Here is a 23,794-nt window from a genome sequence, read left to right as displayed (position 1 = left end):
GCGGTGGCGAGCACAGATAGTAGCGAGCCGAGTACCATACCCGGCAACGGGCCGCGCGTTGGCCAACAGTAAAGACCCAACCCGCGTTAGAATCTGTCATGGACTTTAGCCCCACACAGGAACAACGCCAGATACAGGAAATGGTCTCGGAGTTCGTCGACGACGAGGTCAAGCCGCGGGCGGCGGAGATCGACGAAACCGACGAGTTCCCGTGGGACCTCGTCGACGAGATGGCTGATCTGGGCCTGATGGGAATGCCGATTCCGGAGGAGTACGGCGGGGCCGAACTGGACTACCACAGCTACGCGATGGCCCTCGAAGAGATTTCGCGGGGAAGCGGCGGGCTCGGCACAATCGTCGCCGCCCACATCTCGCTGGCCTGCAACATGATCTACGAGTTCGGCGACGAGGCTCAGAAAGAGACCTACCTCACGCCGCTGGCCGAAGGCGAGGAGATCGGCGCGTTCGCCCTCTCCGAAGCAGGCGCGGGCAGTGACGTGCCGGCGATGGATACCACTGCCGAACCGGTCGACGGCGGCGACGCCTATCTGGTCAACGGCGGGAAGCTCTGGATCTCCAACGGCTCCGTCGCCGACACTGTCGTCCTGTTCGCGAAGACCGACCCCGAGGCCGGCAACAAGGGTATCTCCTCGTTCATCGTCCGCCCCGAGGAGGACGACGGCTTCATCGTCGAAGGGACCGAGCACAAACTCGGCGACAAGGGCTGTCCGACCGCCGAACTGCGGTTCGACGATATGCGCATCCCCGCCGACCGTATGCTCGGCGAGGAAGGCCGCGGGTTCGTCCACGCGCTCAAGACGCTCAACGGCGGCCGCATCACTATCGCGGCCCGCGGCGTCGGCATCGCCCAGGCCGCACTGGACGAGGCACTGCAGTACGCGCAGGACCGCGAGCAGTTCGACCAGCCCATCAGCGACTTCCAGGCCATCCAGCACAAGCTCGCCGACATGGACACGAAAACGCAGGCCGCCCGCCTGCTGATGCATCAGGCGGCCGACAAGAAGATGGCCGGCGAGTCATTCGTCAAAGAGGCCGCCCAGGCCAAACTGTACGCCTCAGAGGTGTCCCGTGAAGTGGCGAACGAGGGCATTCAGGTCCACGGCGGCTACGGCTACACGAAGGACTTCCCGGCCGAGCGGTTCTACCGCGACGCGAAACTCAACGAGATTTACGAGGGCACCAGCGAGGTCCTCCGTAATACGATTGCCAGCGAGCTTCTCGATTAGGGAAACGAGAGGAGCGCTTCGACGACCACCGCACGCGTGAAGTAAAACGGCTTTCCGTCCGCACGGTAGCAGTTCGCACTGATTGTTCCGAGCGTGAGGAGTACCGCCACGCCGACGGTCCCGGCGAGCATCCCGACAATTTCCGACGGCTGAACAGCTGTGCGTGCGAAGACGTACGTTGCGACGCTGGCGAGCGCCGCGAACGGGAGGGCGTCCAAGCCTGCCAGGAGGAGCGAGCGGGACAGGGACATACCTGTGTTCTGTGGGAGCGGTCACAAAAAGGGTACCCCATCAACGGCGGCGCAACGAAATCCAGCAGAGGCTGGCAAGCAGCGCCGTCAACCGTCCTCACCAAGCGCTTCGCGCATCCACTCGAACTGGTCTCGAAGCCGCCGCTCACCGGCGTCGGTCAGTGAGTACTTGTCAGCGATGCCGTCCTCGCGGTGGGTAACGAACCCGGCCGATTCCAGCGCGTCGAGCGCGCCGTAGAAGCTCTTCGGTTCGATTCGCGTGTCGTAGCGGCGTTCGAGCCGCGTCTTCAGCCGCTGGCCGGAGAGTTCGCCGTCCTCGGCGGCGGCCAGCAGGACGCACATATCGCGCCGACGGCCGCTCTGAAGCCACTTCGCCATATGTGTCTCGTCACAGCCGTCCGGTTTCGCGTTTGCGGTTCCGAGCGGACCGCCAGGTTCGCATACCCCCGCTCCCTAGAGCCGCCGATGACCGACTCCGAACTCCCCGTCGAGGCGTCAGCGGACGGTATCACGGCCACCTATCGAGAGACCGACGAGGAACGGCTGCTGACATTCGAGAGCGACGGCGGGAGCGCCGCGGTCGCACAGAACATCGAGGGGTACGCGATGCTGAAGGTCCGACCGACCGCGGACGGCGACGAACTGGAGCGATACTACGGCTTCGACATGGCGCTCGACCACGCGGCGGAACTGCTGGGCGTATCCCCGAATGTGCTTCCGGTCCCAGAGCCGGCTGCCGACATGGGGATGTAGCCACCCGGCTCGCCCGCCACAGCGACTACTTGTTTGACTCGTGACTCGGTCGGGAGTGGGGCGACACTGTGCCAGCTACTCGAAGCGGACTGGTACGTAGGTGAGGACGAATCAGTGCGTGAACGACTGCAATCAGAGCTATTCAGTACCCATCCCGACAAAATAGCACTATTTCTGATACGTCTAATTCATTAGCAGTACGTATCGAACCGAGGCAATATGACCGCTCTAAAAACATCATACGAATATTATAAACTTGCTTTAATAATCACTGCTACCCCTCACTCGCATGGTCGATTTCACTCGACGGCAGGTACTTTCACAGTCGGTGGCTGCTGCGCTTGGGGCCAGCGTCATCGGCGTGGCAAGTGGGGAAGAGGTCGAAGAGACAGACACACCGGGCGCTCCGAGCGTCGCCGGGAGTCTCAAACGCTTCTCGACGACGGCGTTCGGTGCGGAGGTGACCGGCCCGTTCGTCTTCGAAGACGGGTCACTACTGTACAGTCTCCAGCACCCGGAAGGGGAGAACCCCGAACCGTTTGGACGGGCTGCGGTGGGCTATTTCAACGGATTCCAGTTCAAGTTCGACGGGAGTAACGACGATTTCCCGGAGGTGGGGGTTCCGGACACCGAGGAGAAACAGCGTCAGGTCCGGTCCGCAGCCGGCGACTACGAAATCCTCGTGCAGGGACGCGAACCAATCAACGGCGGGGCGGAACGGCTCGGTGTGGTCCAGACGCCTGACGGAACGGATATTACTCAGGAGAACTTCGCCGGCACCCAGTACGGCGGCGCGGCGACGAACCCCGACTGTAACCAGTTCGTCCCGAGCAACGACGAGGGAACCGAGGGCTACCTGTTCACGAACTGGGAGAACAGCCCCGGGTGCGTCTCGCGGGTCCCGCTCAGCCAGGACGAGAACGGTGAGTGGAGCGCGGACACCGGGAACGCAATGAACTTGACCAACACCGACTCCCTCCGTGAACACGGCGGGACGCGGATCAACTGCTACGGGGACCTCAGCCCGTGGGAGACGATGATTTCCGCCGAGGAGAACTACGCACACCCCCGAGTCAGTCTGACGGCGACGGTGAGCGACATCGTCGAGGCGGGGTCGGGCGAGGGACTCATCGGCGGATGTCAGTTCTGGAACCGGCCGAACCCGAGCGAGATATCGGGCGCGATCGAGTCCTACGCCGAGAGCGGCGACCTCGACGAGAACTTCGGCCCGCAGGGCTACTGGGCGCTGACCGGTGTCGAGTTCCTCGCGTACTACCTCGGCGCGGAGCGCGATGACCAGGGCGACGGCGAGAACCTCGCAACGACGCTGCTCGACGACGTGTATCCGAACCCGTACCGGTACGGGTACTTCGTCGACTTCCGCGAACCGACCGCCGACGAACCCGAAGCGGTCAAGTACTACGTGATGGGGCGGGCCTCGTGGGAGGCACCCGACATCGAAGGCGACCAGCGGACCGTCTACGGCTGTTCCGACGGCGACAGCAAGGGCATCTACAAGTTCGTTGCCGACGAGCCGATTCCGGAGTACGACGACCCAATGGACGTCGCCGGGACGCTGTACGCACCGAAGATCACGAACGACGCGGCCAACGCCGCCGAAGCCGGGGAGCGGAACTCCCCTGCACAGACCCCGCTCGAAATCGAGTGGATAGAACTCGGCCACGCCACGAACGGCGAGGTCGAGTCCTGGGTCGCCGAGTACGACGACGTGACCCAGGCCGACTACCTCAGCGCACACGCTGACTGGGAAGACGGCGACGAGGTGACCGAAGCGGCCATCAAGGAAGCCGATCTCTCCGTCATCGAGAACGGGAATCAGAACTACATCACGAACGAGGACATCGTCGAGTGGGCCGAGCAGTACGAGGCCAACGGTCCCGACGGCGTCGACGAGGACCTCCGGCGCGTCCCGTTCTTGGAGACCCGCGCGGCCGCCAAGGAAATCGGCGCGTCAATCGAGTTCAACAAGGCCGAGGGCGTCGACAGCGTCGACGACTCCCAACCCGGCGATTTCATCTACTTCGGCATTTCGGAGTTCAACGACGCGCTCGCGGACGACGAGGGCGACATCCAGATGGACCGCGTCGACGGCGGCGTCGTCTACCGCGGGGTGCTGGAATCGGACTACAACGTCTCGACGCTCGAACCGGTCATCACCGGCCCCGACTTCACCGACTCGCCGGAGGACGCAAACGACGCGCTCCGGAACATCGACAACGTCTACACGATGCGCGACGGCCGCGTCATCTGCTGTGAAGACGGCTTCGGCGGCCCCGCACGCTCGTATCCGAACGACGGCCTCTATGTCTACCAGCCCAACGTCGTCGTCAGCGCCAACTCCGCCGCGGTCGGCAGCGGGTCGACGGGTAGCGTCCCGCTGACCGCCTCGTCGCTCCCCGCTGGCTTCTCCGGCGCTCGGCTCACCGTCAGCGTCTCGAACCCCGAAATCGCGTCTATCACCGGTGTCTCCTTCCCCGACGCGCTCGGACTCACCGAGAGTTCCATCAGCGACGACGGCTCGTCGGCGACAATCCGGGTTGCCGACGTCAACACGAACGTCCAGTCCGGTGCGATGGACGTGCCACTCGCAACGCTTGACGTCCGCGCCAACGGCGGTGGCACGACCGACCTGACCGTCTCCATCGAGCAGATGGACGACGAGAACGGCAACGCCATCGAGGCAGAGGTCCGAAACGGCATCGTCGTGGGCGGCCCGAAGACGGTCGTCGGCGACGCCGCGCCGACCGATCCCGACGGCGACGGCCACTTCGAGGACCTCAACGGTAATGGCCGTCTCGACTACGAGGACGTGCAGGTGCTGTTCTCGAACATGGACTCCGACAGCATCCAGTTGAACACCGGCGCGTACGACTTCAACGAGAACGGCAAGATCGATTTCGCGGACGTGACAGCGCTCTACGAAGAGGTCAACTGACTGCCGCGACCGAGCCATCCTCCCATCTTTCGATACAGCAACACAATGACCGACGACACCACCTGTTCGATACGCGGTCGCGTCCGAACCGCCAGTCGCCCCCTCGCGCTCGTCGCGCTCGTCCTCCTCGCGGGGACGGTCCCCGCGCTCGCCACAGGGCAGAGCACGCCGACAATCAGCATCGAGGCCGGCTCCGTCGCTGCCGGCGAAACGACGGCCGTGCCGGTGGTCCTCACCAGCGCGCCGGACGGACTGGCCGGCTACCAGCTCGAACTCGCCGTCGACGACCCCGCTGTCGCCCGGTTCGAGAACGCGAGCTACCCCGACCGGTTCGGACTCACGACCGACCCCGTTGTCAGTTCAGACGGCGGGACGGTCACGCTCGAAGCGGCGGACCTCGACGGACAGATCGAGCCCGGAGCCAGCGACGTGGTACTCGCGACGGTCTCGCTTACCGGCGTCGACGGCGGTGAGACGCAGGTGACCGTCGCATCGAACCAGGTCGACGCCGACGGCGGCGGCGCAGTCGAGCCAGCGACCGAACCGGCGGCGCTCGCAGTGTCACCGGGCGCGACGACGGAGACAGTGGCCGCCGTGACCGAAGCATCGTCACCCGCCAGCGAGTCCACAGCCGAGTCAGCCGGCACCGCGAGCGTCGCAGGTGCCACAGAGGACGACTCCGCGGGCGGCGGCGACCAGTCGACGACCGGAGCGAACGGTCCACTCCCGATAGCGCTGGCCATTGCCGCACTCGCCGCGGTGGCGGCGCTCGCAGCCAGAACGAGCCGATGACCGTAGACCAGTCCAACCTATCCATGCCACAACCAGACACCACCGCTGCACCGACGGATAGCTCGACCTACCGCGAGTACATCCTCGACGTACGTATCGTCGAGCGAACGACAGGCGACGGCGACACGCGCTACCGATTCGAGGCCCCGGACCACCAGGGGGTCGAGTTCGCCGACCCCGAGATGGCGACGCTGTACGCCGACGTGTACTTCGACGTGAACGGCTTCCAGGAGGCCGGGACCGGCGACCGCGGCGTGCCGCCGACGGTCATACAGGCTGGCCGTGATACGCTCGTGGCGTACTTCCTCACACAGGACGGCGTCGACGTCCACTGGGCCGCGTCGTTCTACGGCGAGAAACCGGAGAAAATCGAACGGTACGTCTCACGCGTCCGCAAGCGGTCGGAGAAGATCCGCGAGGGGGCGAAAGCACAGGGCCACGCCTGAGACACGTCACTTCCATCCCTCTTCGGGGCCGGTCTGTGCAAGCGCTGTGAGTGTCACGACAGGCCTACCTTCGGTTCTCGAACAGCGCAGTTTAGCAATAGTTTCTCCGGGGTTTCAGCGTCGACAGCACCACCACGAGCTCCGGCGCCAGTTCCTCGGCGCTCACTCGCCCGAGTCCGTCTGCGGAAGCGCAATCACCGGGACCTCCGCGTTTGTCACAAGCTTCAACGAGAGATCACCGGAGAGGAACTGCATGAGGCGACCGCCACCGCGGGACCGGTATGCGATAGCGCTCGCCTCGACTTCCTCGGCGACATCGAAGATAGCCTCGACGACGTCCCGAGCGTACGCGGTGCGGTCGTCGGCGTCAGGGAACACCGTCCTGACGGCCGCATACGACTCTGCCGCCAGCTCTTCTGACTGCTCGACTGGCGTCTTGTCCGGAACACCCTCGCCTTTTTCGACGACGTGTAACGCCGTCACCTGCTCCGGCTCGTACGGTTCGAGCGCAGTCGCCGTCGTAAGCCCGTCGTCCTCGTTGGCAACCGGTAGCAAGACATGTGCAAGAATGTCCGTGGTTGTCTCGTTGGTGCTACTGTTCATACACAGACGGAGTAGATAGGTCGGTAAGAATGTGTCTACTTATATCGTATATTCGAACATTATTTAAATATAGATGTTCGAATTCGGAAAACCAACGTCGTCAACGGAACACTCGGATCGGTACCTGTCAGTATATATCGAGTTCCGTGGCGGAAGGGAAAACCCTACAGCAGCGCTGTTCCCGAGTATCTCCGTCAGAAGCAGCGCTGTTGGAACGTGGGGCTTTTTCATATCGGGAGTGTGAGCGTCAGTTAATGGTCGGTGATCAGTGATGTCGGTTCGCGTCGACTGGCGACAGAGTGTCGCCCTGACCGGCACAGTAATCAAGTATCTCGCCGTCGCAATGCTGGTCCCGCTGGGAATCAGTTTCGTGTACGGAGAAGATACCGTCGTGTTCCTGACTTCTATCGCAATTGCCATCGTGGTCGGCCTTGCACTGGAGCAAGCCAGCGACAGTCACGAACTCGGGCCACGCGAAGCGTTGCTGTTCGTCGGTCTCTCGTGGGGGGCCGTCGCGGTCATCGGTGCGATACCCTACATTATCGCCGGCTACGGGACTGAATCTGCGCTCCGACAGCCCGTGAACGCGTTATTCGAGTCGATGTCCGGTTTCACCACAACTGGGGCGACTGTCACCAACGAAATATCGTTTGCCCGCCACTCCCACGCGCTGTTGATGTGGCGACAGCTCACCCAGTGGCTCGGCGGGATGGGTATCATCGTTCTGATGGTCGCCATTCTTCCGGAAGCGGCCGTCAACGGGGCGCAGTTGATCGAATCCGAAGCGCCCGGCCCCGAACTCCAGAAGCTGACGCCGAAGATAGCCGAAACCGCACGGCTCCTCTGGCTGTTCTATCTGGGCTTTACCGTTCTGTATATCCTCATTCTGCTCGGCCTCCATTACACGGGCTACGCACCGAACATGGATGCGTATAATGCCGTCGCACACGGGTTCACGACGCTGCCCACCGGCGGGTTCTCCCCCCAGGCCGAGAGCATCGCCTACTTCTCACCGGCCGTCCAGTGGGTCGTCATCCCGTTCATGCTCATCGCCGGGATGAACTTCGCGCTGTTTTACCTCCTGTTACAGGACGAGTACGCCGCCTTCCTTCAGGACCGCGAACTCCAGGCGTACCTCGGTGCGAACGCCGGCGTGGCCGTCATCCTCTGGGGACTGCTCTTTACCGGGTCCGCGCCGCCGCTCGAACTCGGCGGTGTGACACAGGGAGCACTGGAGAACTCGCTCCGGCAAGCCACGTTCCAGGTCGCCTCGCTGCTGAACTCGACCGGGTACGCGACCAGTAACTTCGCCGAATGGGGTAACACCGCAAAGGGAGTCCTGTTGTTCGCGATGTTCATCGGTGGCTCCGCAGGGTCGACCGGTGGCGGTGTCAAGATAGTCCGATGGCTGGTCGTGCTCAAGAGCATCCGACGCCAACTGTTCACGACAGCTCATCCCAGCGCTGTCAAACCAGTTCGGCTCGGCGGGCAGGTCATCGACGAGGACGTCATCAACGCGATATACGGGTTCACGCTGTTGTACCTGCTCACGTTCGGTGTCGCGACAGTGTTTCTCCTCCTCGATGCGGGCCGTGTCGGGCTCGACCTGACTGTCTTCGAAGCCATCAGCGCAAGCCTGGCGACCATCGGGAACATCGGTCCCGGGTTCGGGTTTCTGGGGCCGTTCGGGACCTACGAACTCTTCCCGGAGACCAGCAAACTGCTGATGATATTCCTGATGTGGATCGGTCGACTGGAGATCATCCCGGTGTTCGTTATATTCACCGGCGCGTTCTGGAACGAGTGAGTCCGGGAGACTCGTTCCGTCGGCAGTTCTAGCTGGCAGTTCAGTTATGTACCTACCCGACGGAGACTTCGGTATGACCAGTCCTGCAGACGAACCGACACCACCTGAGGGGGTTCCGGACCGGGTGGCGACGGACCTACCGGAGTTGACGCCTGAAGAACTCCGCAACACGATCATCTACGCGCAGGAACTGCTGCAGTTCCACGACGAGACGGCGTCGCCGATAGAACCGGGTCCCAACGAAGACATCATCCGGGCAACCGAACGCGACGGCTACACTGAGGTGGTAAAGCTGGCTTCCTGTGCTCAGGGCTGTGACGACTGTCCCCACGGTCCGTATCTCTACCACGTCAAACAGGAATCCCGGCCCGAGGGTGGAACGAAGGCACGCTGGATGTTCCTCGGCGAGGTCTATCCCGACGACGGAGAGTAAGGGGCCGCCCGCTCAACTACGGTTCCAGCCCGTACAGTCCAGCGCGGATGAACACGAGTATCGGGATGATTTCCAGCCGGCCGACCCACATATTCAGCACGAACATCCCCTCTGCAAGCGGGGGCATCGACGGGCCGGTGATGCCCGAGGAGAGGCCGACGTTCCCCTGCGCGCTGGCGACTTCAAACAGGGCATCGGCGTAGCCGAACTCCGGTCCCGCGACGTTGGTGAGGACGACGCTGCTGGTCACCAGAATGATGAGCCACAGCAGCGTGACGATGGCCGCTTCGCTGAACTCCCGTTCCATCGACTCGCGGTCAAGCGTCCGGTCCCCGATGCGGGCCGTAATCACCGCGTTCGTCGGGAGGAACACCCGCGAGAACTGCCAGATGATGCCGCGAGCGATGGTGTAGCCACGGATGATCTTGATGCCGCCGACGGTGGACCCGGCAGCGCCGCCGAGCACCATCGCGCCGACCACGAGCACTTTCCCGCCAGCGAGCCAGCGGCCGATCGGGGCCGACTGGAACCCGGTACAGCTGAGGGCGCTGACCCACTGGAACGTCGAGTCCCGGACCGCATCGAGCTGTGCGGCGTCGAGCATCGGCACCGAAAACGGCAGGAACGACTGGGTGGCAAACGCCTCAGTCGTCGCGGGCACGGACCATACGTTCTGTGCCGAGAGCGCGACGACGCCGAGCGCGAGCAGGATGAACAGCCAGCGAGTCTGTAAGTCCGACACCAGTTCGCGAATCTGCCTGTCGTGCAAGACGACGTAGTGGACCGGGAACGCGACCGCACCGAGAATCATGATCGGCAACAGAACGGTTTCGACGAGCGGCGAGTTGTACGTCGCAATCGAGTTGTCCGTGACCGAGAACCCGCCAGTCGTGAGCCCGGTCATGGCGTGGTTGAGCGCCTGCCAGGCGACCTCCCACAGGGGGAGCGACTCGGCGTACTCGCTATCGCTGGCGAGGATGGCACCGAACAGGAGCGCGAACGAGAGCACCGTGTAGCCGACGACGAGTTTCCAGACCGTTCGGACGGTGGAGACGACGCTCGGGTGAATCTTCTCCTCGCGGGCCTCGCTCTGGTAGAGCGCGTAACTGCCGCTGCCGGGCCGCGAGAGGATGGAGACGGTCAGGACGATGACGCCGACGCCGCCGACGTACTGGATGAACGACCGCCACCACTGAACTGCGCGGGGGAGCGAGGGCTCGTGAATCGCCATCGTCAGGCCGCTCCCGGTCCATCCGCTCATGCTCTCGAAGAAGGCGTGAAGCGGGTTCCGGAAGTACGCCAGACTGGAGAGCGTCGTCGTCCCGCCGACCCTGATCGGCTCCCACGTACTCGTGTCCGCTCCGACTGGAACGAACGTATCCATGACGGCGGGGGGCGTGAACCACGCGGTCAACAGGAACGGCAGCGAGCCGAACGTGGCGACCAGCAGCCACCCGCCGGCGGCGATGACCATGCCGTGTTTCATCTCTGGGGCCGGCGCGTCAGTGAAGCCACGGTTCGCGAGACCGCCGACGGCGGCGGTCACCCCGGCCGCGGTGAAGAACCCGAGGGCGGCGTGGAACTCCCGAAAGCCGAGCGCAATGGCGGCCGTAATCGTCATCAGCCCGGCCTCCATCAGCAGGAGGGAACCGATGTCGCGGGCGATGGTCCGCAGGTCCATCGGGAACAGCCCGCCGTTCCGTCGCGACATGTCAGTTGTGGTCCTCGGAGTGACCGAAGATGTCGGTTACCTCCGGTGTCGCCCCCTCGCCCGAGTAGACCGTTAGCAAGTCGTCGGCCTCGATACGTGTATTGCCGCGGGGTGTTATCGGGTCGCCCTCGCCGTTGCGCTCGATGGCCACGATAAGTGTCTGGCCGCCGATGAGGCCTTCCGTATTGGCCTCCTGCAACGTTTTGCCCGCAATCGGTGCGCCGGGTGTGACAGTGATCTCGAACACTTCCGCCTGGTCGCCGATACGCATGAAGTCGACGATAGACGGCCGTTTGACGGCCCGATAGAGGTACTCGGCGATGAGCCGCTGTGGGTTCTGCATCGTGTTGACCCCTATCTGGCGGAACACGTTCATGTGCTCGGGGTTGTGGACGACCGAGACGATGTCCGGCACTTCCAGTTCCTGTGCCAGCAGACAGACCATGATGTTCGTCGCGTCCTGGTCAGTCGTCGATATGAGCGCGTCGGCACGGTCCGCACCGGCGTCCTCTAGCGTGTCTTTCGACGTCGCATCGTCGTTGATAACGAGACAGTCGTACTGTCTCGACGCACGTTCCGCTCGCTCCTCGTCCCTTTCGATGGCAACGACCTCGTTGCCGCCTGCTGTCGCGATTTCAAGCAACGGCGACCCGATATCACCGGCGCCGACGATGACGATATACATTTTTGCCAGTGTACTGAACCGATGGTTGAAAGACTACCGTTATCAATCACAAGCAGGACATTGCGGGTAGTTCGGTCTGTCAGTGCCTTCTCCTCCCAAACCACTATACTGTCCCCGATTGAACTGCTCGGTATGGCAAACATCACCGAGCAGTTCGACCATCCGGCCTGGCTGACAGCCGCCGGGACACTCGCCGGCTACGGCCTCATCCTTCTGTTCATGTTTCTGTTACTGTTCATCGTCCCGTACCTCCTCTTCCCGGCCTGAGACGGGACGGTGTAGATTATTTCCGGGTAGCTCCCGGCGTCGGAACAGACCGGGACATCGCGCAAACAATCCGTATGCGTCGAAGCCGTCCCACCGGCCGCTACTCGTACCTCGAATCGATGAGAAATCCGAGCGAGATGAGTCCACAGACCATCGACAGGAACCCGGTCATAGCGAGGCCAAACGGCGGTTCGTCGCCGGGATAGGTTACGAGTCCGCCGAAGGAGCCGATACTGATGCCCCACAGGCCGACCGTTAGCACGAGGTCCGCATACGTGTTCCAGGCGTCTTCGAGCGCGGGTTCGACGCGAGCGAGCCACCACCCGGTCGCGTCCTCCTGAGATGACGACCCGCGACCCAGAACCTGGCGAACTGCGGGCCGGCCGCCAGCGACGGCGAGTGCAGCAGTAGCGAGTACCGCAATTCCCGCCAGCACTGACACTGAGGCCGCCCGGACCTGCAACAACAGAAACAGGCTGACGTAGCCCAGAACCGCGATGCCTGCCGTGACTCCCCGGAGTGCGTTCCCGATGCTCATTTCCCGTTGCTGGTTCCCTTCGAACTGATCGGTATAGTGTTGTCCGTCTTACTGCGACGCTACTGCTTCGTACTGCGGTCAACGTGCCGCTACAGGGGTATCGCAGTTAGTAAATAGGTCCGCGAGGGAGTACACGTCGATGGAAGGGAAGGCAGCAGCGCCCGCAGCAGGGACGGTCCTCAACGCGCTCGCGACCGGCCGCGGTGCGGCGTTTGCTATCGACGAGTACACGACAGCGACCGTCACGCTCTCGACTGAGACCGACGGTGTCACTGGCGAGGTGGATGGTGCTCCGGACGCCGACACGCGGCTCATCGAACGCTGTGTCGAGTACGTCATCGACGCCCACGGCGGCCCACAGAACGTGGGCGTCCCGGCGGTCTCCGGCGGGACTGTCCGCACAGAGAGCGAGGTTCCGATGGCGTCGGGGCTCAAAAGCTCCAGTGCGGCCGCAAACGCGACCGTCATGGCGACGCTCGACGCACTCGACGCGACTGAGCGGATGAGCCGCGAGGACATGGCCCGCCTCGGCGTCATGGCCGCCCGCGACGTGGGCGTCACCGTCACCGGGGCCTTCGACGACGCGTCGGCGTCGATGCTCGGCGGTGTCACCGTCACCGACAACGAGGACGACGCGCTCCTTGCCCGCGAGGAAATCGACTGGGACGTGCTCGTCTGGACGCCGCCGGAACAGTCGTTCAGTGCTGACGCGGATGTCGAGCGATGCCGCCAGATCGCACCGATGGCCCGCCTCGTCGAGGACCTCGCACTCGACGGCGACTATCAGCGGGCCATGACGGTCAACGGCCTCGCGTTCTCGGCCGCGCTGGACTTCGAGACGGACCCGGTACTCGACGCGCTCCAGCACGTCGAAGGCGTCTCGCTGTCGGGGACGGGGCCGTCGTTCACTGCCGTTGGCGAGCGGGCCGCACTCGAAGCCGTACAGGACGCCTGGGACGAGCGACCCGGAGCGACCTGGCTGACGACGACACAGACCAAGGGAACACACACAGTATGAGCACGAACCCGAACCCAGAGGACATGTCGCTGGACGAACTGCGCGACGAAATCCGGACTATCGACCAGGAGATCGTCGAGAAGATCGCACAGCGAACCTACGTGGCCGACACCATCGCACAGGTCAAAGACGAGAAGGGGCTGCCGACGACCGACGAGCAACAGGAGCAAGCCGTCATGGACCGCGCCGGCGACAACGCGGAGCAGTTCGACGTTGACGAGAACCTCGTGAAAGCGATTTTCCGACTCCTGATCGAACTGAACAAGGTCGAACAAAGAGAGAGTCGATAGCGGGACTAGTACTCCCAGAGGCGGGTAATCCGCGAGTCGATATCGGGATGGGCCGCTCGGAGTGCGTCGACATCGGTTTCACCGTCGACGTTGATGACGTGGACTGCGCCTCGTCGGCCGCCGTACACGTCCTGAAAGTCGTAGACGACGCCGAACACGTCCACAGCGTCGGGAACGTCGTCGCTGCTGCGGAGGAACTCGACTTGCCTGTCGACGTTGTACTCGACGAGTCGGTTGACAGCCGCCGCCCGCTCGATGTCTTCGGGAAGGTGTTCCAGCGCGGGCTCAAGATGCGGTTTGAGAACGCCGAGGCAGTGCTCGATACCGGCCGGCTCATCGAGGCCGTCCGTCAGGTCGTCGTAGGTCGCCGTCACCGCTCCACAGCCGGTGTGGCCGACGACGATGGCGGTTTCGGTCATCGTGTGCTCGATGGGGTACAACACGTCACCCGAGACCGCCTCGCCGGACGCGGTCCGCTGGATGACTCGGTTTCCGATATTGCTACAGGTGAAGAGATGTCCCGGCTCGCTGTTGCCCCACATATGGTCCTGGAGCACCCGCGAATCGGAGCAACAGACCGTGACAGCGTCGGGCGTTTGCGAGTTCTGGACCTGGTCGAACCGGTCCCGGAACTCCGCCGCGTGGTCGGCGTTTCCGGCAAGTAAATCGCGTAATAACTGGCTCATGCGTGGGCAGATAGCCGCCATGAAGTAAACTCATTGGACTGGGGCAGTGTTGCCCTCCCAAACCTGACGCCGACTCGGAGCCGTGTTCGGAACGCTCTGGCTGCGTCGAGAGGGTGAAAACCGAGACTGAAGGGGCTTAGACGTACGACTACGGCGAAAACAAACGAACAGACGGATCTGGAAGAGTAACAGTATGGGATCGGAGATTATTTACCTGACTGCGAGACTCACTTCGTTCGTCTCGCGTGGCTCAAATCCACCTCTCAACAGTTCTGCCGCTCGCGTTATAGCTCGCGGCAGGAAATGGGGTCGGAGGGATTTGAACCCCCGATCGGCTGATATCTCCGTCCTGCGCCTCGGAACTCCAGAGGGTCATCGTCGCGAACCGGTGATCAGCCGGCCGCTCAGTATATCAGCCCTCGAAGTGTCGTCCCAGGCGCGTGGCCTCTGGAGTCAGCCGCCTTCCCGGACTAGGCCACGACCCCGCACTCCGGCGTAAGCCGACTCGCATTAAAGGGATTTCGATTGGCAGACGGCGATCAGTCGCGGTCGGTGTCGGACCAGTCGCACTCCTGGCATTTATACCCAGTAACAAACTCCAGCGCAGAGGGCATGTACCCCACGGAGATGACGTTCTCGCCGCATTCCGGGCAGTCGTCATCGGCGTCTTCGATAGGCTCTGCGTCCATAACACCGTCTCCTTCGATGAGTTCGGCCAGGCTCTCGGGGGTCTGCATCCGACCCTGGACCACGCGATTGTCGCTCATACCGGACGACCGGGCCTGAGAGGCCTAAAAGTTCTCCCTCGTCACAGCCACGGGGCGCGTTCTTGATCCGGTTCGTACTCGACCGCGGCCCCTTCGTCGGTCTGTTCGTCGGCTGCGACGCCCTGGGACGCGCCGCCGTCGGCGAAGGCGGCGGTGAGGTCCACAGCGTCGGGGCGGTATTCCGTGTGGCGCGTGCGGGCGTTCTCCGGATCGAACGACAGCAGCGCCGTGACGGCGAGCACGGCCAGCGCGACTGGTGCGTCGGTCGGCATCACGCCGAGGACGGAGAGGGCGAGCACGCCGAGCGCGACAGCGCTACCGAAGCGGAACCGGTCTATGTCGACGGCGTTGCGGAGCCACGGGCTCGCCAGCGCGACGGCGAGGGCGAAGCCGATACCGACGCCGGTGGTGGCAGCCGCGCGGAGCAAGACGCCGGGTTCGATGGCGGTGACCAGCGTCGCGCCGGCGGGGTCGAGGCTGGCCAGCAGGCCGAGCACGACGATGACGGCTGGACGCGGCAGGTACTCGCCGATCCGGGCGCTTGCGGTCTGTGCGGCGATGGCGAGGATGACGAGGCCGGCGAATCGTTCGAGGGTGCCCAGTTTGACAACCCCCGCAATCGTCGGTGCGAGCGCTGCTTCGATGAGCGCAATCGGCATCAATACGGCTCCGATGATGAGTACCGCGCGGGCCTGCTGGCGGGGACCGCCTTCGAGCTCGGCCAGCACGACGGCGACGGTGGCCGACCCGCCGAAGACCAGCAAGCCTACTTCGAGGACGCCCATCCAGGTCGAGAGTGCCCCCGCGAGGACGAGCACCGGGAAGATGCCGTCGACGAGCGGGAGGCCCATGACGGTCGCTAAGAGCCGGCCGCCGCGGCCGACCTGTTGCTCGATGTCGAGCGCAATCGGGTGTCTGGAGATACTCATGTCGTGTTACGGTCGAGCGTAACCCAACTCCCGTCGGGAGGTTCTCACTCGGTCCTGACAAACACGACAGAACTGCCAGAACTTGGTACCGAACCACGCGAACGCTGTGTTGCCCGACGCTGTAGGCGTCATCTGGCGGGCAGTACCGTTCCGTGCGGGTTCGGTGAGTCGCATGTTTTTAATTATCCTTCATTCCCACATAACCGTTGCGTGAGAACTGCGCACATACGCCACCGATTCTCCGAAATACCTCGATGTTTGTGGACGAATGTCTCACCTTCGAGAGCAGGGAATGACAAGTGCGGCATCACGGGCGTATTTCTGGAACGGGCTTCCCGAGACAAGTGTGGCATCGAACCCCACGTAGCGCCGAGTCTCGCAACGTTTTTGCCGGGCCGTCGTGGACGATTTACATGGCGAACGATTCCGAGCCTTTCTCAGAGAAGCTCCGAATGCCGGAGGCGCTGACGTTCGACGACGTACTCCTCAGACCCAAGGAGTCCCGGGTCGAACCAGACGAGGCAGACACGACGACGCGGGTCTCGAAATCCGTCGAGCTGACCGTTCCCGTCCTCTCCGCGGCGATGGACACCGTCACCGAGAGCGACATGGCGATCGCGATGGCGCGACAGGGTGGTATCGGCGTCCTCCACCGCAACATGAACGCCGACGAGATGGCGACCGAGATCGAGCGAGTCAAACGCGCCGACGAGCTCATCATCCGCGACGTCGTGACGGCCAGCCCGAACCAGACCGTCAGTGAGGTCGACGAGATGATGGAACACGAGGGTGTCTCCGGCGCGCCGGTCGTCGACGACGACAACGGCGCAGTGCTGGGCATCATCTCCGGGACGGACATCCGGCCGTATCTGGAGGTCGGCGAGGACGACGCCGTCACGGACGCGATGACCGACGAAGTCGTCACCGCCCCCGAGGACGTGACGCCCCGTGAGGCGCTGGAACTGATGTACGACCACAAGATCGAGCGCGTCCCCATCGTCGACGACGAGAACCGGCTCGTCGGGCTGGTCACGATGCAGGGCATCCTCCAGCGCCGCGAGTACGACCAGGCCGCCCGCGCGGACGACGGCTCGCTCCGCTGTGGTGCCGCCGTCGGTCCCTTCGAGATGGACCGCGCGCAGGTCGCAGACGAGGCCGGCGTCGACATCCTGTTCATCGACTGCGCGCACGCCCACAACGCGAACGTCATCGAGAGCGCCCGCGAGATCAAGGCCGAAGTAGACGCCGACGTGGTCGTCGGGAACATCGGCACCCGGGAAGCCGCCGAGGCCGTCGTCGACTTCGCCGACGGCGTCAAGGTCGGTATCGGTCCCGGTTCCATCTGTACGACCCGCGTGGTCACCGGTGCGGGAATGCCCCAGATCACCGCCGTCGCGCAGGTCGCTGACGTAGCGAGCCAGCACGACGTGCCGGTCATCGCCGACGGCGGCATCCGATACTCCGGGGACGCCATCAAGGCCATCGCCGCGGGTGCGGACGCGGTGATGCTTGGCTCGTACTTCGCCGGGACCGACGAGGCTCCGGGCCGCGTCATCACCATGAACGGCAAGAAGTACAAGCAGTACCGCGGGATGGGCAGCGTCGGCGCGATGAACGAGGGTGGCGGCGAGCGCTACCTCAAGGACGACGAGGAGGGCGAGGAGTTCGTCCCCGAGGGCGTCGAAGCCGCGACGCCGTACAAGGGTTCGCTGGCCTCCGAACTCCACCAGCTCGTCGGCGGGATGCAGTCCGGGATGGGCTACGTCGGGGCCGAGACGATTCCCGAGTTCAAGCAACGCGCCGAGTTCGTGCGGGTCTCCGCGGCCGGACAGCAGGAGAGCCACCCGCACGACGTGATGATTACGGACGAAGCGCCCAACTACAGCCCCGACAGCTAACGCTGACAACCGAAGGGGATGTAAAAAGCCGCAGCTGATTATACCGCGGTTTCGCAGGTCGGACTACACGCTTCTTTCCGTGCTGCATTCGCGTCGGGGTACGCTTTGAACGACTCACCACAGCTCGAACACTCGAACGTGTCGAAGTCGGACATAGCGGACGGCCGTACTCGCGCCGCGGAAAAAATTATTGCGGATACGTCGATTAGTCGTAGTAGTCTTCGTCCAGTGGCAGATCCGTCCCGGACGACGTGACTTTGTCGACGGTCGTTTCCAGGCAGAGTGTCTCGCTGCATTCGGGGCAGATGACGGCCACGTCGACCTGTAGAGAGTCATCGGAGTCGTAGATTCCCAGAACCTCTGCGTCAGAGGCGTACAGATACTCCGCCGACAGTTCGTGCTCGTGGTCGCGAGCGTAGTCGTACGTCATGCATGCCCGCTACACCCGGGTCTGTGTTGATGGTTTCGGCGATTCCCAGTAACAGCACATACAGGGGACCCGCTCGAAGTTGCGGTCATGAGCGACTACGCTGTCGAGGTTGGGACCTGGGACCAGTTCGAAGACGCGGCAACAGCCGTCCGAACAGCGGTGTTCGTCGAGGAACAGGGCGTCTCCGAGGACGAAGAACTCGACGGGAACGACTCGGACGCCGTCCAGTTTCTGGCCCGTGACGGCGAGTATCCTGTCGGGACCGCCCGACTCCGGTTCCCCGAGTCAACGGTCGGCAAGGTCGAACGGGTCGCGGTCCGCGAGCCCTATCGGGGCGACGGCGTCGGCGCAGCGCTGATGCGAGCCGTCGAAGACGCCGCTCGCGACGACGGCGCGACTACGCTCACACTCCACGCACAGACCCACGTCGAGTCGTTTTACGGGCAACTCGGCTACGAAACGGTTAGCGACGAATTCGAGGAAGCCGGCATCCCACACGTCGAGATGCGAAAGCGATTGGACGGCTGAGCTAACCATACGTGGCCCTGCAGGCGCAGTACGTCGTGAGGGCTGAGGACGGTCTGCGGACGACCAGTCGTAGCTGTCCCTCGACCACAGTTATCTCAGAACAAACATGTTTCCCTGCTTCCACCCTTTTCGGGATATGGTGCGACGAGCCGAGTGGGTGGCAACTGCGAAGACAGTCGCCAGCATCGCGTACGAGAGCGACATCAGGTACATCGCGACGTCGCTGGCGTACTACGCGTTCATCTCGCTCATGCCGGTGCTGTTGCTCGTTTTCATCGTCTTCGGCCGGCAACTGGCCGGCGTGGTTTCAGTCACGGGCGCGCAGTTTCTCACCCCTGACACACAGCAACTACTGTACGAGGGATTGACGGCGGCGACGGGCCGGACAGCGGCGACTGTCCTCTCCGTGGTCGTGCTGGCGTGGAGCGGTGCCAACGTCGCCGTCGGCGTCCTGACCGTCGTCGAGCGTATCGAGGCGGTGACAGAGCAGCCACTCGCGCGGCAGGTGTGTGACGCCGCAACTGTCCTCGGGACGCTTACGGCCGCCGTTCTGGTGATACTTGTCCAGAGCGTGTTTTTGGCTCTCTTTGCTACCGGCCCGCTGAGCGTACTCGTCGGGTTCGCCGTCCTGTTCGTCGCGCTGACCGTCACGCTGCTGCCCCTGTATTTCGTCCCGTCACGCGTCGCGAGTTCGCCACAAGATGCCCTCCCCGGCGCGATGACGACCGCAATGGGCTGGACCGCTCTCCACGCGGCAATCCAGTTCTTTGCCGCCAACGCCGGACAGTACGCCATCTACGGCGTTCTCAGCGGGCTCATCCTCATCCTCACGAGCACGTACGTGGCCGCGATTGTCCTGATGGTCGGCGTCGTCGTCAACGCAGTGCTCGCCACCGACACTGACGACCTGTACGACGTGAGTGGCTGAGTCTGTAAACGTCGCCCCCTTTCCGCCGCTCGTTCCATCGTTCACTCCGCCCGGTAGCTGCTTCGCTCTCACAGAGAGGGCGTCGCAAAAACGGGCCGGAATGGATTTGAACCACGGTCGGACGTGCTCGCTTCGCTGTGCACGCCCTCCTTACTTCAAATCCTTCTGGAGTTTTCACTTCTCACCGTCGTTCGCAGGAAAACGGGCCGGAATGGACTTGAACTACCTGCACTTCGCTCGTTGACACTCACTCGTGCCGTCATTCAAACCCATTCCTATCGAATTCGCGCCGCTCACGGTTTCGTTCGCGGCGCAAGAATACGGGCCGGAATGGATTTGAACCACCGGAACTTCGCTCCCACAGGTCGCTCGCTCCATCGTTCAAAACCGCTTCGTAGCCGCTTTGCTCCTCACGAAGTGTTCGTCGCAAAAGCGGGCCGGAAGGGATTTGAACCCTCGACCGACGGCTTAAGAGGCCGTCGCTCTGCCAGACTGAGCTACCGGCCCAGTGCACTCATTGCTCTGGACGGCCCGGTAAAATAGGTTTTCATTCGGACGCCTCGTGTCGGTCGGTCTCACGTTTCTTGTACACACCAGTCAGCTAGCGGTGCTGAACTGAGAGACCAATCGCACAGGGTCCGACTATGCCCACACTAGACGCCCTTTGACGCCCTCTCGAACCGATCTTTCGGGGAGCCGTTCCCAGTTGTTGGAGAAATAGCTGGCATTAAAGAGGCTTGACGCCAAGCGATATAGACACTAATGAGTACAGCCAGCGGCATCACGATGGCCTCTATGTCGACCTACGCCATCCTCGGGTGTGGGAGTGTTGGCCACGCCGTGGCGGAAGAACTCGTCGAGGAGGGGAAAGACGTACTCATCCTCGACGCGGACGAGGGGCGAGTCGAGGCGCTCCGCGATCAGGACCTCAACGCACAGCAGGCAGACATCTGCGAGACTGACGTCGCCCAGACGGTCGCCGACCGCGACGTGGTGCTCATCATGTCCCCGGACGTGAACGCCAACGCCGAAGCAGTCCGGAACATCCGGGAGTCCGGCGGCGAGCAGTTCATCGTCGCCCGCGCCGACGACCCGGTGTCGGCCGACGACCTCACTGAGCTCGGTGCGGACGTGGTCATCAACCCCTCGGCGGTCATCGCCGATTCGGCGCTTCGAGCGCTGGAAACCGGGGAACTGGAGTACAAGGCCTCACAGCTCGGGGACGTCATCGACGGGACCGAGGAACGCATGGCGATACTTATCCACCGGTCGCCGGACCCGGACTCCATCGCTTCAGCGGCCGCGTTGCGGGCCATCGCTGCGAGCCGCGACGTCGAGGCCGACATCATCTACGAGGGCGAGATTGGCCACCAGGAGAACCGCGCGTTCGTCAATCTCCTCGGTATCGAACTGACATCGAACGAGGACGTCGACCTCGACGAATACGACACGTTCGCGCTGGTGGACGTTGCCAAGGGCGGCGAACCGGCCATCGACTCGGTCGACATCGTCGTCGACCACTACGAGCACGAACACGAACTAGAACACGACGCCGCCTTCTCCGATATCCGGCCGAACATCTCGGCCACGTCGACGATTCTCACGAAATACATTCAGGAACTGGACCTCAATCTCGACCAGAGCGTCGCCACAGCGCTGCTGTACGGCATCCGCGCCGAGACGCTGGATTTCAAACGGGACACGACGCCGGCGGACCTGACCGCCGCGGCGTACCTGTATCCCTTCGCCGACCACGACACGCTCGAACAGGTCGAATCGCCGTCGATGAGTCCGGAGACGCTCGACGTGCTCGCGGAAGCGATCCGGAACCGCGAGGTTCAGGGAAGCCATCTCGTCTCCAACGCCGGATTCATCCGGGATCGCGATGCGCTGGCGCAGGCGGCCCAGCACCTCCTCAATCTGGAGGGCATCACGACCACAGCCGTGTTTGCCATCGCCGACGACACCATCTACCTCGCCGCGCGCTCGAAGGATATCCGGATGAACATCGGCAAGGTGCTGTCGGACGCGTTCGGCGGGATGGGCGAGACGGCGGGTCACTCCACGGACGCCAGCGTCGAGATACCGCTCGGCATCTTCACCGGTTTAGATACGAGCGACGACAACAGAGACACCCTGCTAGAACTCACTGAAGAAGCAGTCAAGCGGAAACTGTTCGAAGCGATGGGTGTCGACAGCAGTAGCGAGAGTTCGAACGGAAACTAGGCGGGGACTTCCTCTTCCTCGTCGCCGGCCTCGGGCTGGCGGAGCCGTTCGACGATATCGCTGACGATGACGACATCGCCGACAGCCTGGACCCACCGGTACGGAATGATGACGCCCCGGGCTGTGTTCACTTCTTCGTCGAACAGCTCCGTGTTGAGCTGGGTGAGTGCCAGCCCCGTCACTTCCTTGCGGTCGAGTTCCAGCCGAAGGTCTTCGACTTCGCCGACGAACACGCCGTTTTTCGAATACACCTCGCGACCCACGAGGGCTGTAATCTCCTGTGGTAGATTCTCCATTCCCATACGACGGTGGTTGGTCGGACGGCTTATAAAGCTTCTTTGCGACTGAAACGTCTCCAGCTCGGGGGAGCAAATGCTACGAGATGCCCCCGGACAACGACTGCTGGCCGCACTCTGATGCCGCTGCCAGCGTCCCTACACAGGGAGCAGTCGCCTGTCTATAGTAACAATTGAAACGAATTACACACTGATCGCACTGCCGTCGTGCGAGCAGGTGTGCACTGATTTTCAATGGCTACTATAGGTCGCGGGACTTTTGTCCCGCTTCCCCGTTCGCTCGGTATGCTCAGCCCTGGCGATCCGGCCCCGGACTTCGACCTGCAGGGGACCGCTGGCGGAGGTGTTGGTACCTATCGGCTGTCGGCCGCAACGAACCGCGCGCCGGCGGTCGTCGCCTTCGCTCCCGGCGACGCCTCCGATTCGCGGACCCTCCTCACCGAGTTAGCCGAGACAGACTGGGCAGGCGTCTCGGACGCTGTAGCAGTCTTTGGCGTTCTCCCGGCGGGTATCGACGACTGCCAGTCACTCGCGGCGGCGCTGTCGCTTCCCTACCCCCTGCTGGCCGACACCCACGGCGTCGCTGCGCAGTTCGGCGTCCGAAAACAGGACGGGAGCATGCAGCGAGCGGCGTTCGTCGTTGACAAGCGATGTCGCGTTCGGGCGGCGACAGCATTCGATGATTTGGACGGGACTGTACCGGACCTCGACACGGTTCTGCGTGGCCTCGCCGAGTTGTAGCTACTCACCGCGGTCCAGTTCGCCCTCTAGCAGTCCATAGAGATACACGTCCTCGTAGCGGCCGTCGCGGAACCAGTGGTCCCGCATCGTCCCCTCCCGCTTGAACCCCGCCTTTTCGAGCACGCGTTGGGACCCCTCGTTGCCGGCGAAGACCTTCGCGTACACCCGGTGGAACCGCCGCTCCTGAAAGGCGTACTCGGTGAGCGTCCGGACGGCGTCGGTCGCGTAGCCGTTGCCCCACGCGTCCGGCGTGAGCCAGTAGCCGACCTCGGCCATACCCATTCGGTCCGTGACGTCGTTCAGCCCGATGATACCGACCGCCTCGCCGTCAGCACAGACGAGCAGGTGGACGTCATCGGACTCGCCGCTGGCCACGGATTCGACCCACTCGCGTTCAGCCCGTTCGGAGATCGGCTCCGTGGCCGAGAGGCCGTGTCTGACATCCGGGTCGTTGATGGTCTCTTGCAGGAACGACACGTCTTCGTCTTCGACCGTTCGGAGCGTGATTGTCTCGCCCCGGAGGAATGTTGGTCCGGGCATACACAAGCCGACGAAGGGATGGTGAAAG

Annotated in this window: 27 protein-coding genes and 2 tRNA genes; 15 read left to right on the top strand and 14 right to left on the bottom strand. The window is 63.3% G+C overall.

All coding sequences use genetic code 11. The annotated features are described in order from the left end of the window. Positions 1 to 98 precede the first annotated feature (98 nt). Positions 99 to 1,247, top strand: coding sequence for an acyl-CoA dehydrogenase (locus tag HAH_RS06890; protein WP_014040267.1), 1,149 nt, complete (start codon positions 99 to 101; stop codon positions 1,245 to 1,247). Here the strand turns inward: HAH_RS06890 and HAH_RS06885 are convergent. Further along, the gene (locus HAH_RS06885) at positions 1,244 to 1,498 is read right to left on the bottom strand and encodes a hypothetical protein (protein WP_014040266.1); all 255 of its coding nucleotides are present in this window, start codon (positions 1,496 to 1,498) and stop codon (positions 1,244 to 1,246) included. The genes HAH_RS06890 and HAH_RS06885 overlap by 4 nt on opposite strands. An 87-nt stretch (positions 1,499 to 1,585) precedes the next feature. After that, positions 1,586 to 1,876 carry a PadR family transcriptional regulator gene (locus HAH_RS06880; RefSeq protein ID WP_023843250.1) on the bottom strand — a complete coding sequence of 97 codons (291 nt, stop codon included), beginning with the start codon at positions 1,874 to 1,876 and terminating at the stop codon, positions 1,586 to 1,588. Positions 1,877 to 1,963: 87 nt separating this feature from the next. Between HAH_RS06880 and HAH_RS06875 the strand changes: the two genes are divergently transcribed. The 4 genes from HAH_RS06875 to HAH_RS06860 all read left to right on the top strand — a co-directional run bounded on the left by HAH_RS06875 (position 1,964) and on the right by HAH_RS06860 (position 6,445). Continuing rightward, a complete protein-coding gene (locus HAH_RS06875; RefSeq protein ID WP_014040264.1) occupies positions 1,964 to 2,251 on the top strand; it encodes a DUF7111 family protein in 288 nt (95 codons plus the stop codon). Positions 2,252 to 2,540: 289 nt separating this feature from the next. After that, the gene (locus HAH_RS06870; RefSeq protein ID WP_014040263.1) at positions 2,541 to 5,207 is read left to right on the top strand and encodes an alkaline phosphatase PhoX; all 2,667 of its coding nucleotides are present in this window, start codon (positions 2,541 to 2,543) and stop codon (positions 5,205 to 5,207) included. Between the two features lie 45 nt (positions 5,208 to 5,252). After that, a complete protein-coding gene (locus HAH_RS06865; protein ID WP_014040262.1) occupies positions 5,253 to 5,999 on the top strand; it encodes a cell surface protein in 747 nt (248 codons plus the stop codon). Between the two features lie 23 nt (positions 6,000 to 6,022). Beyond that, positions 6,023 to 6,445: a hypothetical protein gene (locus HAH_RS06860; protein WP_014040261.1), complete on the top strand. Its 423-nt coding sequence runs from the start codon at positions 6,023 to 6,025 to the stop codon at positions 6,443 to 6,445. 162 nt (positions 6,446 to 6,607) lie between these two features. Here HAH_RS06860 and HAH_RS06855 read toward each other — a convergent pair whose 3' ends face one another. Then, complete coding sequence (locus HAH_RS06855; RefSeq protein ID WP_014040260.1) at positions 6,608 to 7,048, bottom strand: universal stress protein; 441 nt, start codon at positions 7,046 to 7,048, stop codon at positions 6,608 to 6,610. A gap of 271 nt (positions 7,049 to 7,319) precedes the next feature. Between HAH_RS06855 and HAH_RS06850 the strand changes: the two genes are divergently transcribed. Next, positions 7,320 to 8,855, top strand: a complete 1,536-nt coding sequence (locus HAH_RS06850; protein ID WP_044951820.1) for a TrkH family potassium uptake protein — start codon at positions 7,320 to 7,322, stop codon at positions 8,853 to 8,855. A 73-nt stretch (positions 8,856 to 8,928) separates the two neighbouring features. Next, entirely contained in the window at positions 8,929 to 9,288 is a 360-nt protein-coding gene (locus HAH_RS06845; protein ID WP_014040258.1) for a hypothetical protein, read from the top strand. A 16-nt stretch (positions 9,289 to 9,304) separates the two neighbouring features. On the opposite strand, the gene HAH_RS06840 is transcribed toward HAH_RS06845, so the two are convergent. Both HAH_RS06840 and HAH_RS06835 read right to left on the bottom strand, forming a co-directional pair. Continuing rightward, on the bottom strand, positions 9,305 to 10,999 hold the full coding sequence (locus HAH_RS06840; RefSeq protein WP_014040257.1) for a potassium transporter TrkG: 1,695 nt from the start codon (positions 10,997 to 10,999) through the stop codon (positions 9,305 to 9,307). 1 nt (position 11,000) lies between these two features. Beyond that, positions 11,001 to 11,684 (bottom strand): potassium channel family protein, encoded by a 684-nt coding sequence (locus tag HAH_RS06835; protein WP_014040256.1) that lies wholly within the window; start codon positions 11,682 to 11,684, stop codon positions 11,001 to 11,003. A gap of 132 nt (positions 11,685 to 11,816) precedes the next feature. Between HAH_RS06835 and HAH_RS20280 the strand changes: the two genes are divergently transcribed. After that, positions 11,817 to 11,951 carry a hypothetical protein gene (locus tag HAH_RS20280; RefSeq protein ID WP_014040255.1) on the top strand — a complete coding sequence of 45 codons (135 nt, stop codon included), beginning with the start codon at positions 11,817 to 11,819 and terminating at the stop codon, positions 11,949 to 11,951. Between the two features lie 100 nt (positions 11,952 to 12,051). On the opposite strand, the gene HAH_RS06830 is transcribed toward HAH_RS20280, so the two are convergent. Beyond that, positions 12,052 to 12,489 (bottom strand): hypothetical protein, encoded by a 438-nt coding sequence (locus tag HAH_RS06830; protein ID WP_014040254.1) that lies wholly within the window; start codon positions 12,487 to 12,489, stop codon positions 12,052 to 12,054. A gap of 139 nt (positions 12,490 to 12,628) precedes the next feature. On the opposite strand from HAH_RS06830, the gene HAH_RS06825 reads away from it, so the two are divergent. Further along, positions 12,629 to 13,507 (top strand): shikimate kinase, encoded by an 879-nt coding sequence (locus HAH_RS06825; protein ID WP_014040253.1) that lies wholly within the window; start codon positions 12,629 to 12,631, stop codon positions 13,505 to 13,507. Continuing rightward, positions 13,504 to 13,797 carry a chorismate mutase gene (locus HAH_RS06820; protein ID WP_008309354.1) on the top strand — a complete coding sequence of 98 codons (294 nt, stop codon included), beginning with the start codon at positions 13,504 to 13,506 and terminating at the stop codon, positions 13,795 to 13,797. Before HAH_RS06825 ends, HAH_RS06820 begins: the two co-directional genes overlap by 4 nt. A 5-nt stretch (positions 13,798 to 13,802) precedes the next feature. On the opposite strand, the gene HAH_RS06815 is transcribed toward HAH_RS06820, so the two are convergent. From HAH_RS06815 to HAH_RS06805, 4 genes are all read right to left on the bottom strand, one after another. Then, positions 13,803 to 14,483: a carbonic anhydrase gene (locus tag HAH_RS06815; protein ID WP_044951817.1), complete on the bottom strand. Its 681-nt coding sequence runs from the start codon at positions 14,481 to 14,483 to the stop codon at positions 13,803 to 13,805. Between the two features lie 304 nt (positions 14,484 to 14,787). Beyond that, a tRNA-Trp gene (locus HAH_RS19465) sits at positions 14,788 to 14,968 on the bottom strand. 54 nt (positions 14,969 to 15,022) lie between these two features. Further along, positions 15,023 to 15,250, bottom strand: a complete 228-nt coding sequence (locus HAH_RS06810) for a DUF5795 family protein (RefSeq protein WP_004961693.1) — start codon at positions 15,248 to 15,250, stop codon at positions 15,023 to 15,025. Positions 15,251 to 15,291: 41 nt separating this feature from the next. Next, the gene (locus HAH_RS06805) at positions 15,292 to 16,179 is read right to left on the bottom strand and encodes a DUF5794 domain-containing protein (protein WP_014040250.1); all 888 of its coding nucleotides are present in this window, start codon (positions 16,177 to 16,179) and stop codon (positions 15,292 to 15,294) included. Between the two features lie 413 nt (positions 16,180 to 16,592). Between HAH_RS06805 and guaB the strand changes: the two genes are divergently transcribed. Further along, positions 16,593 to 18,077, top strand: a complete 1,485-nt coding sequence (gene guaB, locus HAH_RS06800; RefSeq protein WP_023843249.1) for an IMP dehydrogenase — start codon at positions 16,593 to 16,595, stop codon at positions 18,075 to 18,077. Positions 18,078 to 18,282: 205 nt separating this feature from the next. Here guaB and HAH_RS06795 read toward each other — a convergent pair whose 3' ends face one another. Continuing rightward, the gene (locus HAH_RS06795; RefSeq protein ID WP_014040247.1) at positions 18,283 to 18,507 is read right to left on the bottom strand and encodes a hypothetical protein; all 225 of its coding nucleotides are present in this window, start codon (positions 18,505 to 18,507) and stop codon (positions 18,283 to 18,285) included. 87 nt (positions 18,508 to 18,594) lie between these two features. Between HAH_RS06795 and HAH_RS06790 the strand changes: the two genes are divergently transcribed. Next, positions 18,595 to 19,035 carry a GNAT family N-acetyltransferase gene (locus HAH_RS06790; protein WP_014040246.1) on the top strand — a complete coding sequence of 147 codons (441 nt, stop codon included), beginning with the start codon at positions 18,595 to 18,597 and terminating at the stop codon, positions 19,033 to 19,035. Positions 19,036 to 19,171: 136 nt separating this feature from the next. Next, a complete protein-coding gene (locus HAH_RS06785; RefSeq protein WP_014040245.1) occupies positions 19,172 to 19,963 on the top strand; it encodes a YihY/virulence factor BrkB family protein in 792 nt (263 codons plus the stop codon). A 433-nt stretch (positions 19,964 to 20,396) separates the two neighbouring features. On the opposite strand, the gene HAH_RS06780 is transcribed toward HAH_RS06785, so the two are convergent. Continuing rightward, positions 20,397 to 20,470, bottom strand: a tRNA-Lys gene (locus HAH_RS06780). A 255-nt stretch (positions 20,471 to 20,725) separates the two neighbouring features. Between HAH_RS06780 and HAH_RS06775 the strand changes: the two genes are divergently transcribed. Next, entirely contained in the window at positions 20,726 to 22,189 is a 1,464-nt protein-coding gene (locus HAH_RS06775; protein WP_023843248.1) for a DHH family phosphoesterase, read from the top strand. Here the strand turns inward: HAH_RS06775 and HAH_RS06770 are convergent. Beyond that, entirely contained in the window at positions 22,186 to 22,485 is a 300-nt protein-coding gene (locus tag HAH_RS06770; protein ID WP_008309371.1) for a PRC-barrel domain-containing protein, read from the bottom strand. The two genes, HAH_RS06775 and HAH_RS06770, sit on opposite strands and share 4 nt — an antisense overlap. 285 nt (positions 22,486 to 22,770) lie before the next feature. Here HAH_RS06770 and HAH_RS06765 point away from each other — a divergent pair, with 285 nt between their 5' ends. Beyond that, the gene (locus HAH_RS06765) at positions 22,771 to 23,226 is read left to right on the top strand and encodes a redoxin domain-containing protein (protein WP_014040242.1); all 456 of its coding nucleotides are present in this window, start codon (positions 22,771 to 22,773) and stop codon (positions 23,224 to 23,226) included. Here the strand turns inward: HAH_RS06765 and HAH_RS06760 are convergent, their stop codons facing one another. After that, the gene (locus HAH_RS06760) at positions 23,227 to 23,766 is read right to left on the bottom strand and encodes a GNAT family N-acetyltransferase (RefSeq protein ID WP_044951815.1); all 540 of its coding nucleotides are present in this window, start codon (positions 23,764 to 23,766) and stop codon (positions 23,227 to 23,229) included. Positions 23,767 to 23,794 lie beyond the last annotated feature (28 nt).

This window comes from Haloarcula hispanica ATCC 33960 (assembly GCF_000223905.1).
Classification (GTDB): domain Archaea; phylum Halobacteriota; class Halobacteria; order Halobacteriales; family Haloarculaceae; genus Haloarcula; species Haloarcula hispanica.
Note: the sequence above shows the minus strand (reverse complement) of the source record. Positions and strands in the feature narration are given on the sequence as shown.

What these genes read in the sequence shown, in the direction of transcription:
- HAH_RS06890 (WP_014040267.1), top strand. Translation starts at nt 99, where the DNA reads ATGGACTTTAGCCCCACACAGGAACAACGCCAGATACAGGAAATGGTC.
- HAH_RS06885 (WP_014040266.1), bottom strand. Translation starts at nt 1,498, where the DNA reads ATGTCCCTGTCCCGCTCGCTCCTCCTGGCAGGCTTGGACGCCCTCCCG.
- HAH_RS06880 (WP_023843250.1), bottom strand. Translation starts at nt 1,876, where the DNA reads ATGGCGAAGTGGCTTCAGAGCGGCCGTCGGCGCGATATGTGCGTCCTG.
- HAH_RS06875 (WP_014040264.1), top strand. Translation starts at nt 1,964, where the DNA reads ATGACCGACTCCGAACTCCCCGTCGAGGCGTCAGCGGACGGTATCACG.
- HAH_RS06870 (WP_014040263.1), top strand. Translation starts at nt 2,541, where the DNA reads ATGGTCGATTTCACTCGACGGCAGGTACTTTCACAGTCGGTGGCTGCT.
- HAH_RS06865 (WP_014040262.1), top strand. Translation starts at nt 5,253, where the DNA reads ATGACCGACGACACCACCTGTTCGATACGCGGTCGCGTCCGAACCGCC.
- HAH_RS06860 (WP_014040261.1), top strand. Translation starts at nt 6,023, where the DNA reads ATGCCACAACCAGACACCACCGCTGCACCGACGGATAGCTCGACCTAC.
- HAH_RS06855 (WP_014040260.1), bottom strand. Translation starts at nt 7,048, where the DNA reads ATGAACAGTAGCACCAACGAGACAACCACGGACATTCTTGCACATGTC.
- HAH_RS06850 (WP_044951820.1), top strand. Translation starts at nt 7,320, where the DNA reads ATGTCGGTTCGCGTCGACTGGCGACAGAGTGTCGCCCTGACCGGCACA.
- HAH_RS06845 (WP_014040258.1), top strand. Translation starts at nt 8,929, where the DNA reads ATGACCAGTCCTGCAGACGAACCGACACCACCTGAGGGGGTTCCGGAC.
- HAH_RS06840 (WP_014040257.1), bottom strand. Translation starts at nt 10,999, where the DNA reads ATGTCGCGACGGAACGGCGGGCTGTTCCCGATGGACCTGCGGACCATC.
- HAH_RS06835 (WP_014040256.1), bottom strand. Translation starts at nt 11,684, where the DNA reads ATGTATATCGTCATCGTCGGCGCCGGTGATATCGGGTCGCCGTTGCTT.
- HAH_RS20280 (WP_014040255.1), top strand. Translation starts at nt 11,817, where the DNA reads ATGGCAAACATCACCGAGCAGTTCGACCATCCGGCCTGGCTGACAGCC.
- HAH_RS06830 (WP_014040254.1), bottom strand. Translation starts at nt 12,489, where the DNA reads ATGAGCATCGGGAACGCACTCCGGGGAGTCACGGCAGGCATCGCGGTT.
- HAH_RS06825 (WP_014040253.1), top strand. Translation starts at nt 12,629, where the DNA reads ATGGAAGGGAAGGCAGCAGCGCCCGCAGCAGGGACGGTCCTCAACGCG.
- HAH_RS06820 (WP_008309354.1), top strand. Translation starts at nt 13,504, where the DNA reads ATGAGCACGAACCCGAACCCAGAGGACATGTCGCTGGACGAACTGCGC.
- HAH_RS06815 (WP_044951817.1), bottom strand. Translation starts at nt 14,483, where the DNA reads ATGAGCCAGTTATTACGCGATTTACTTGCCGGAAACGCCGACCACGCG.
- HAH_RS06810 (WP_004961693.1), bottom strand. Translation starts at nt 15,250, where the DNA reads ATGAGCGACAATCGCGTGGTCCAGGGTCGGATGCAGACCCCCGAGAGC.
- HAH_RS06805 (WP_014040250.1), bottom strand. Translation starts at nt 16,179, where the DNA reads ATGAGTATCTCCAGACACCCGATTGCGCTCGACATCGAGCAACAGGTC.
- guaB (WP_023843249.1), top strand. Translation starts at nt 16,593, where the DNA reads ATGGCGAACGATTCCGAGCCTTTCTCAGAGAAGCTCCGAATGCCGGAG.
- HAH_RS06795 (WP_014040247.1), bottom strand. Translation starts at nt 18,507, where the DNA reads ATGACGTACGACTACGCTCGCGACCACGAGCACGAACTGTCGGCGGAG.
- HAH_RS06790 (WP_014040246.1), top strand. Translation starts at nt 18,595, where the DNA reads ATGAGCGACTACGCTGTCGAGGTTGGGACCTGGGACCAGTTCGAAGAC.
- HAH_RS06785 (WP_014040245.1), top strand. Translation starts at nt 19,172, where the DNA reads ATGGTGCGACGAGCCGAGTGGGTGGCAACTGCGAAGACAGTCGCCAGC.
- HAH_RS06775 (WP_023843248.1), top strand. Translation starts at nt 20,726, where the DNA reads ATGAGTACAGCCAGCGGCATCACGATGGCCTCTATGTCGACCTACGCC.
- HAH_RS06770 (WP_008309371.1), bottom strand. Translation starts at nt 22,485, where the DNA reads ATGGAGAATCTACCACAGGAGATTACAGCCCTCGTGGGTCGCGAGGTG.
- HAH_RS06765 (WP_014040242.1), top strand. Translation starts at nt 22,771, where the DNA reads ATGCTCAGCCCTGGCGATCCGGCCCCGGACTTCGACCTGCAGGGGACC.
- HAH_RS06760 (WP_044951815.1), bottom strand. Translation starts at nt 23,766, where the DNA reads ATGCCCGGACCAACATTCCTCCGGGGCGAGACAATCACGCTCCGAACG.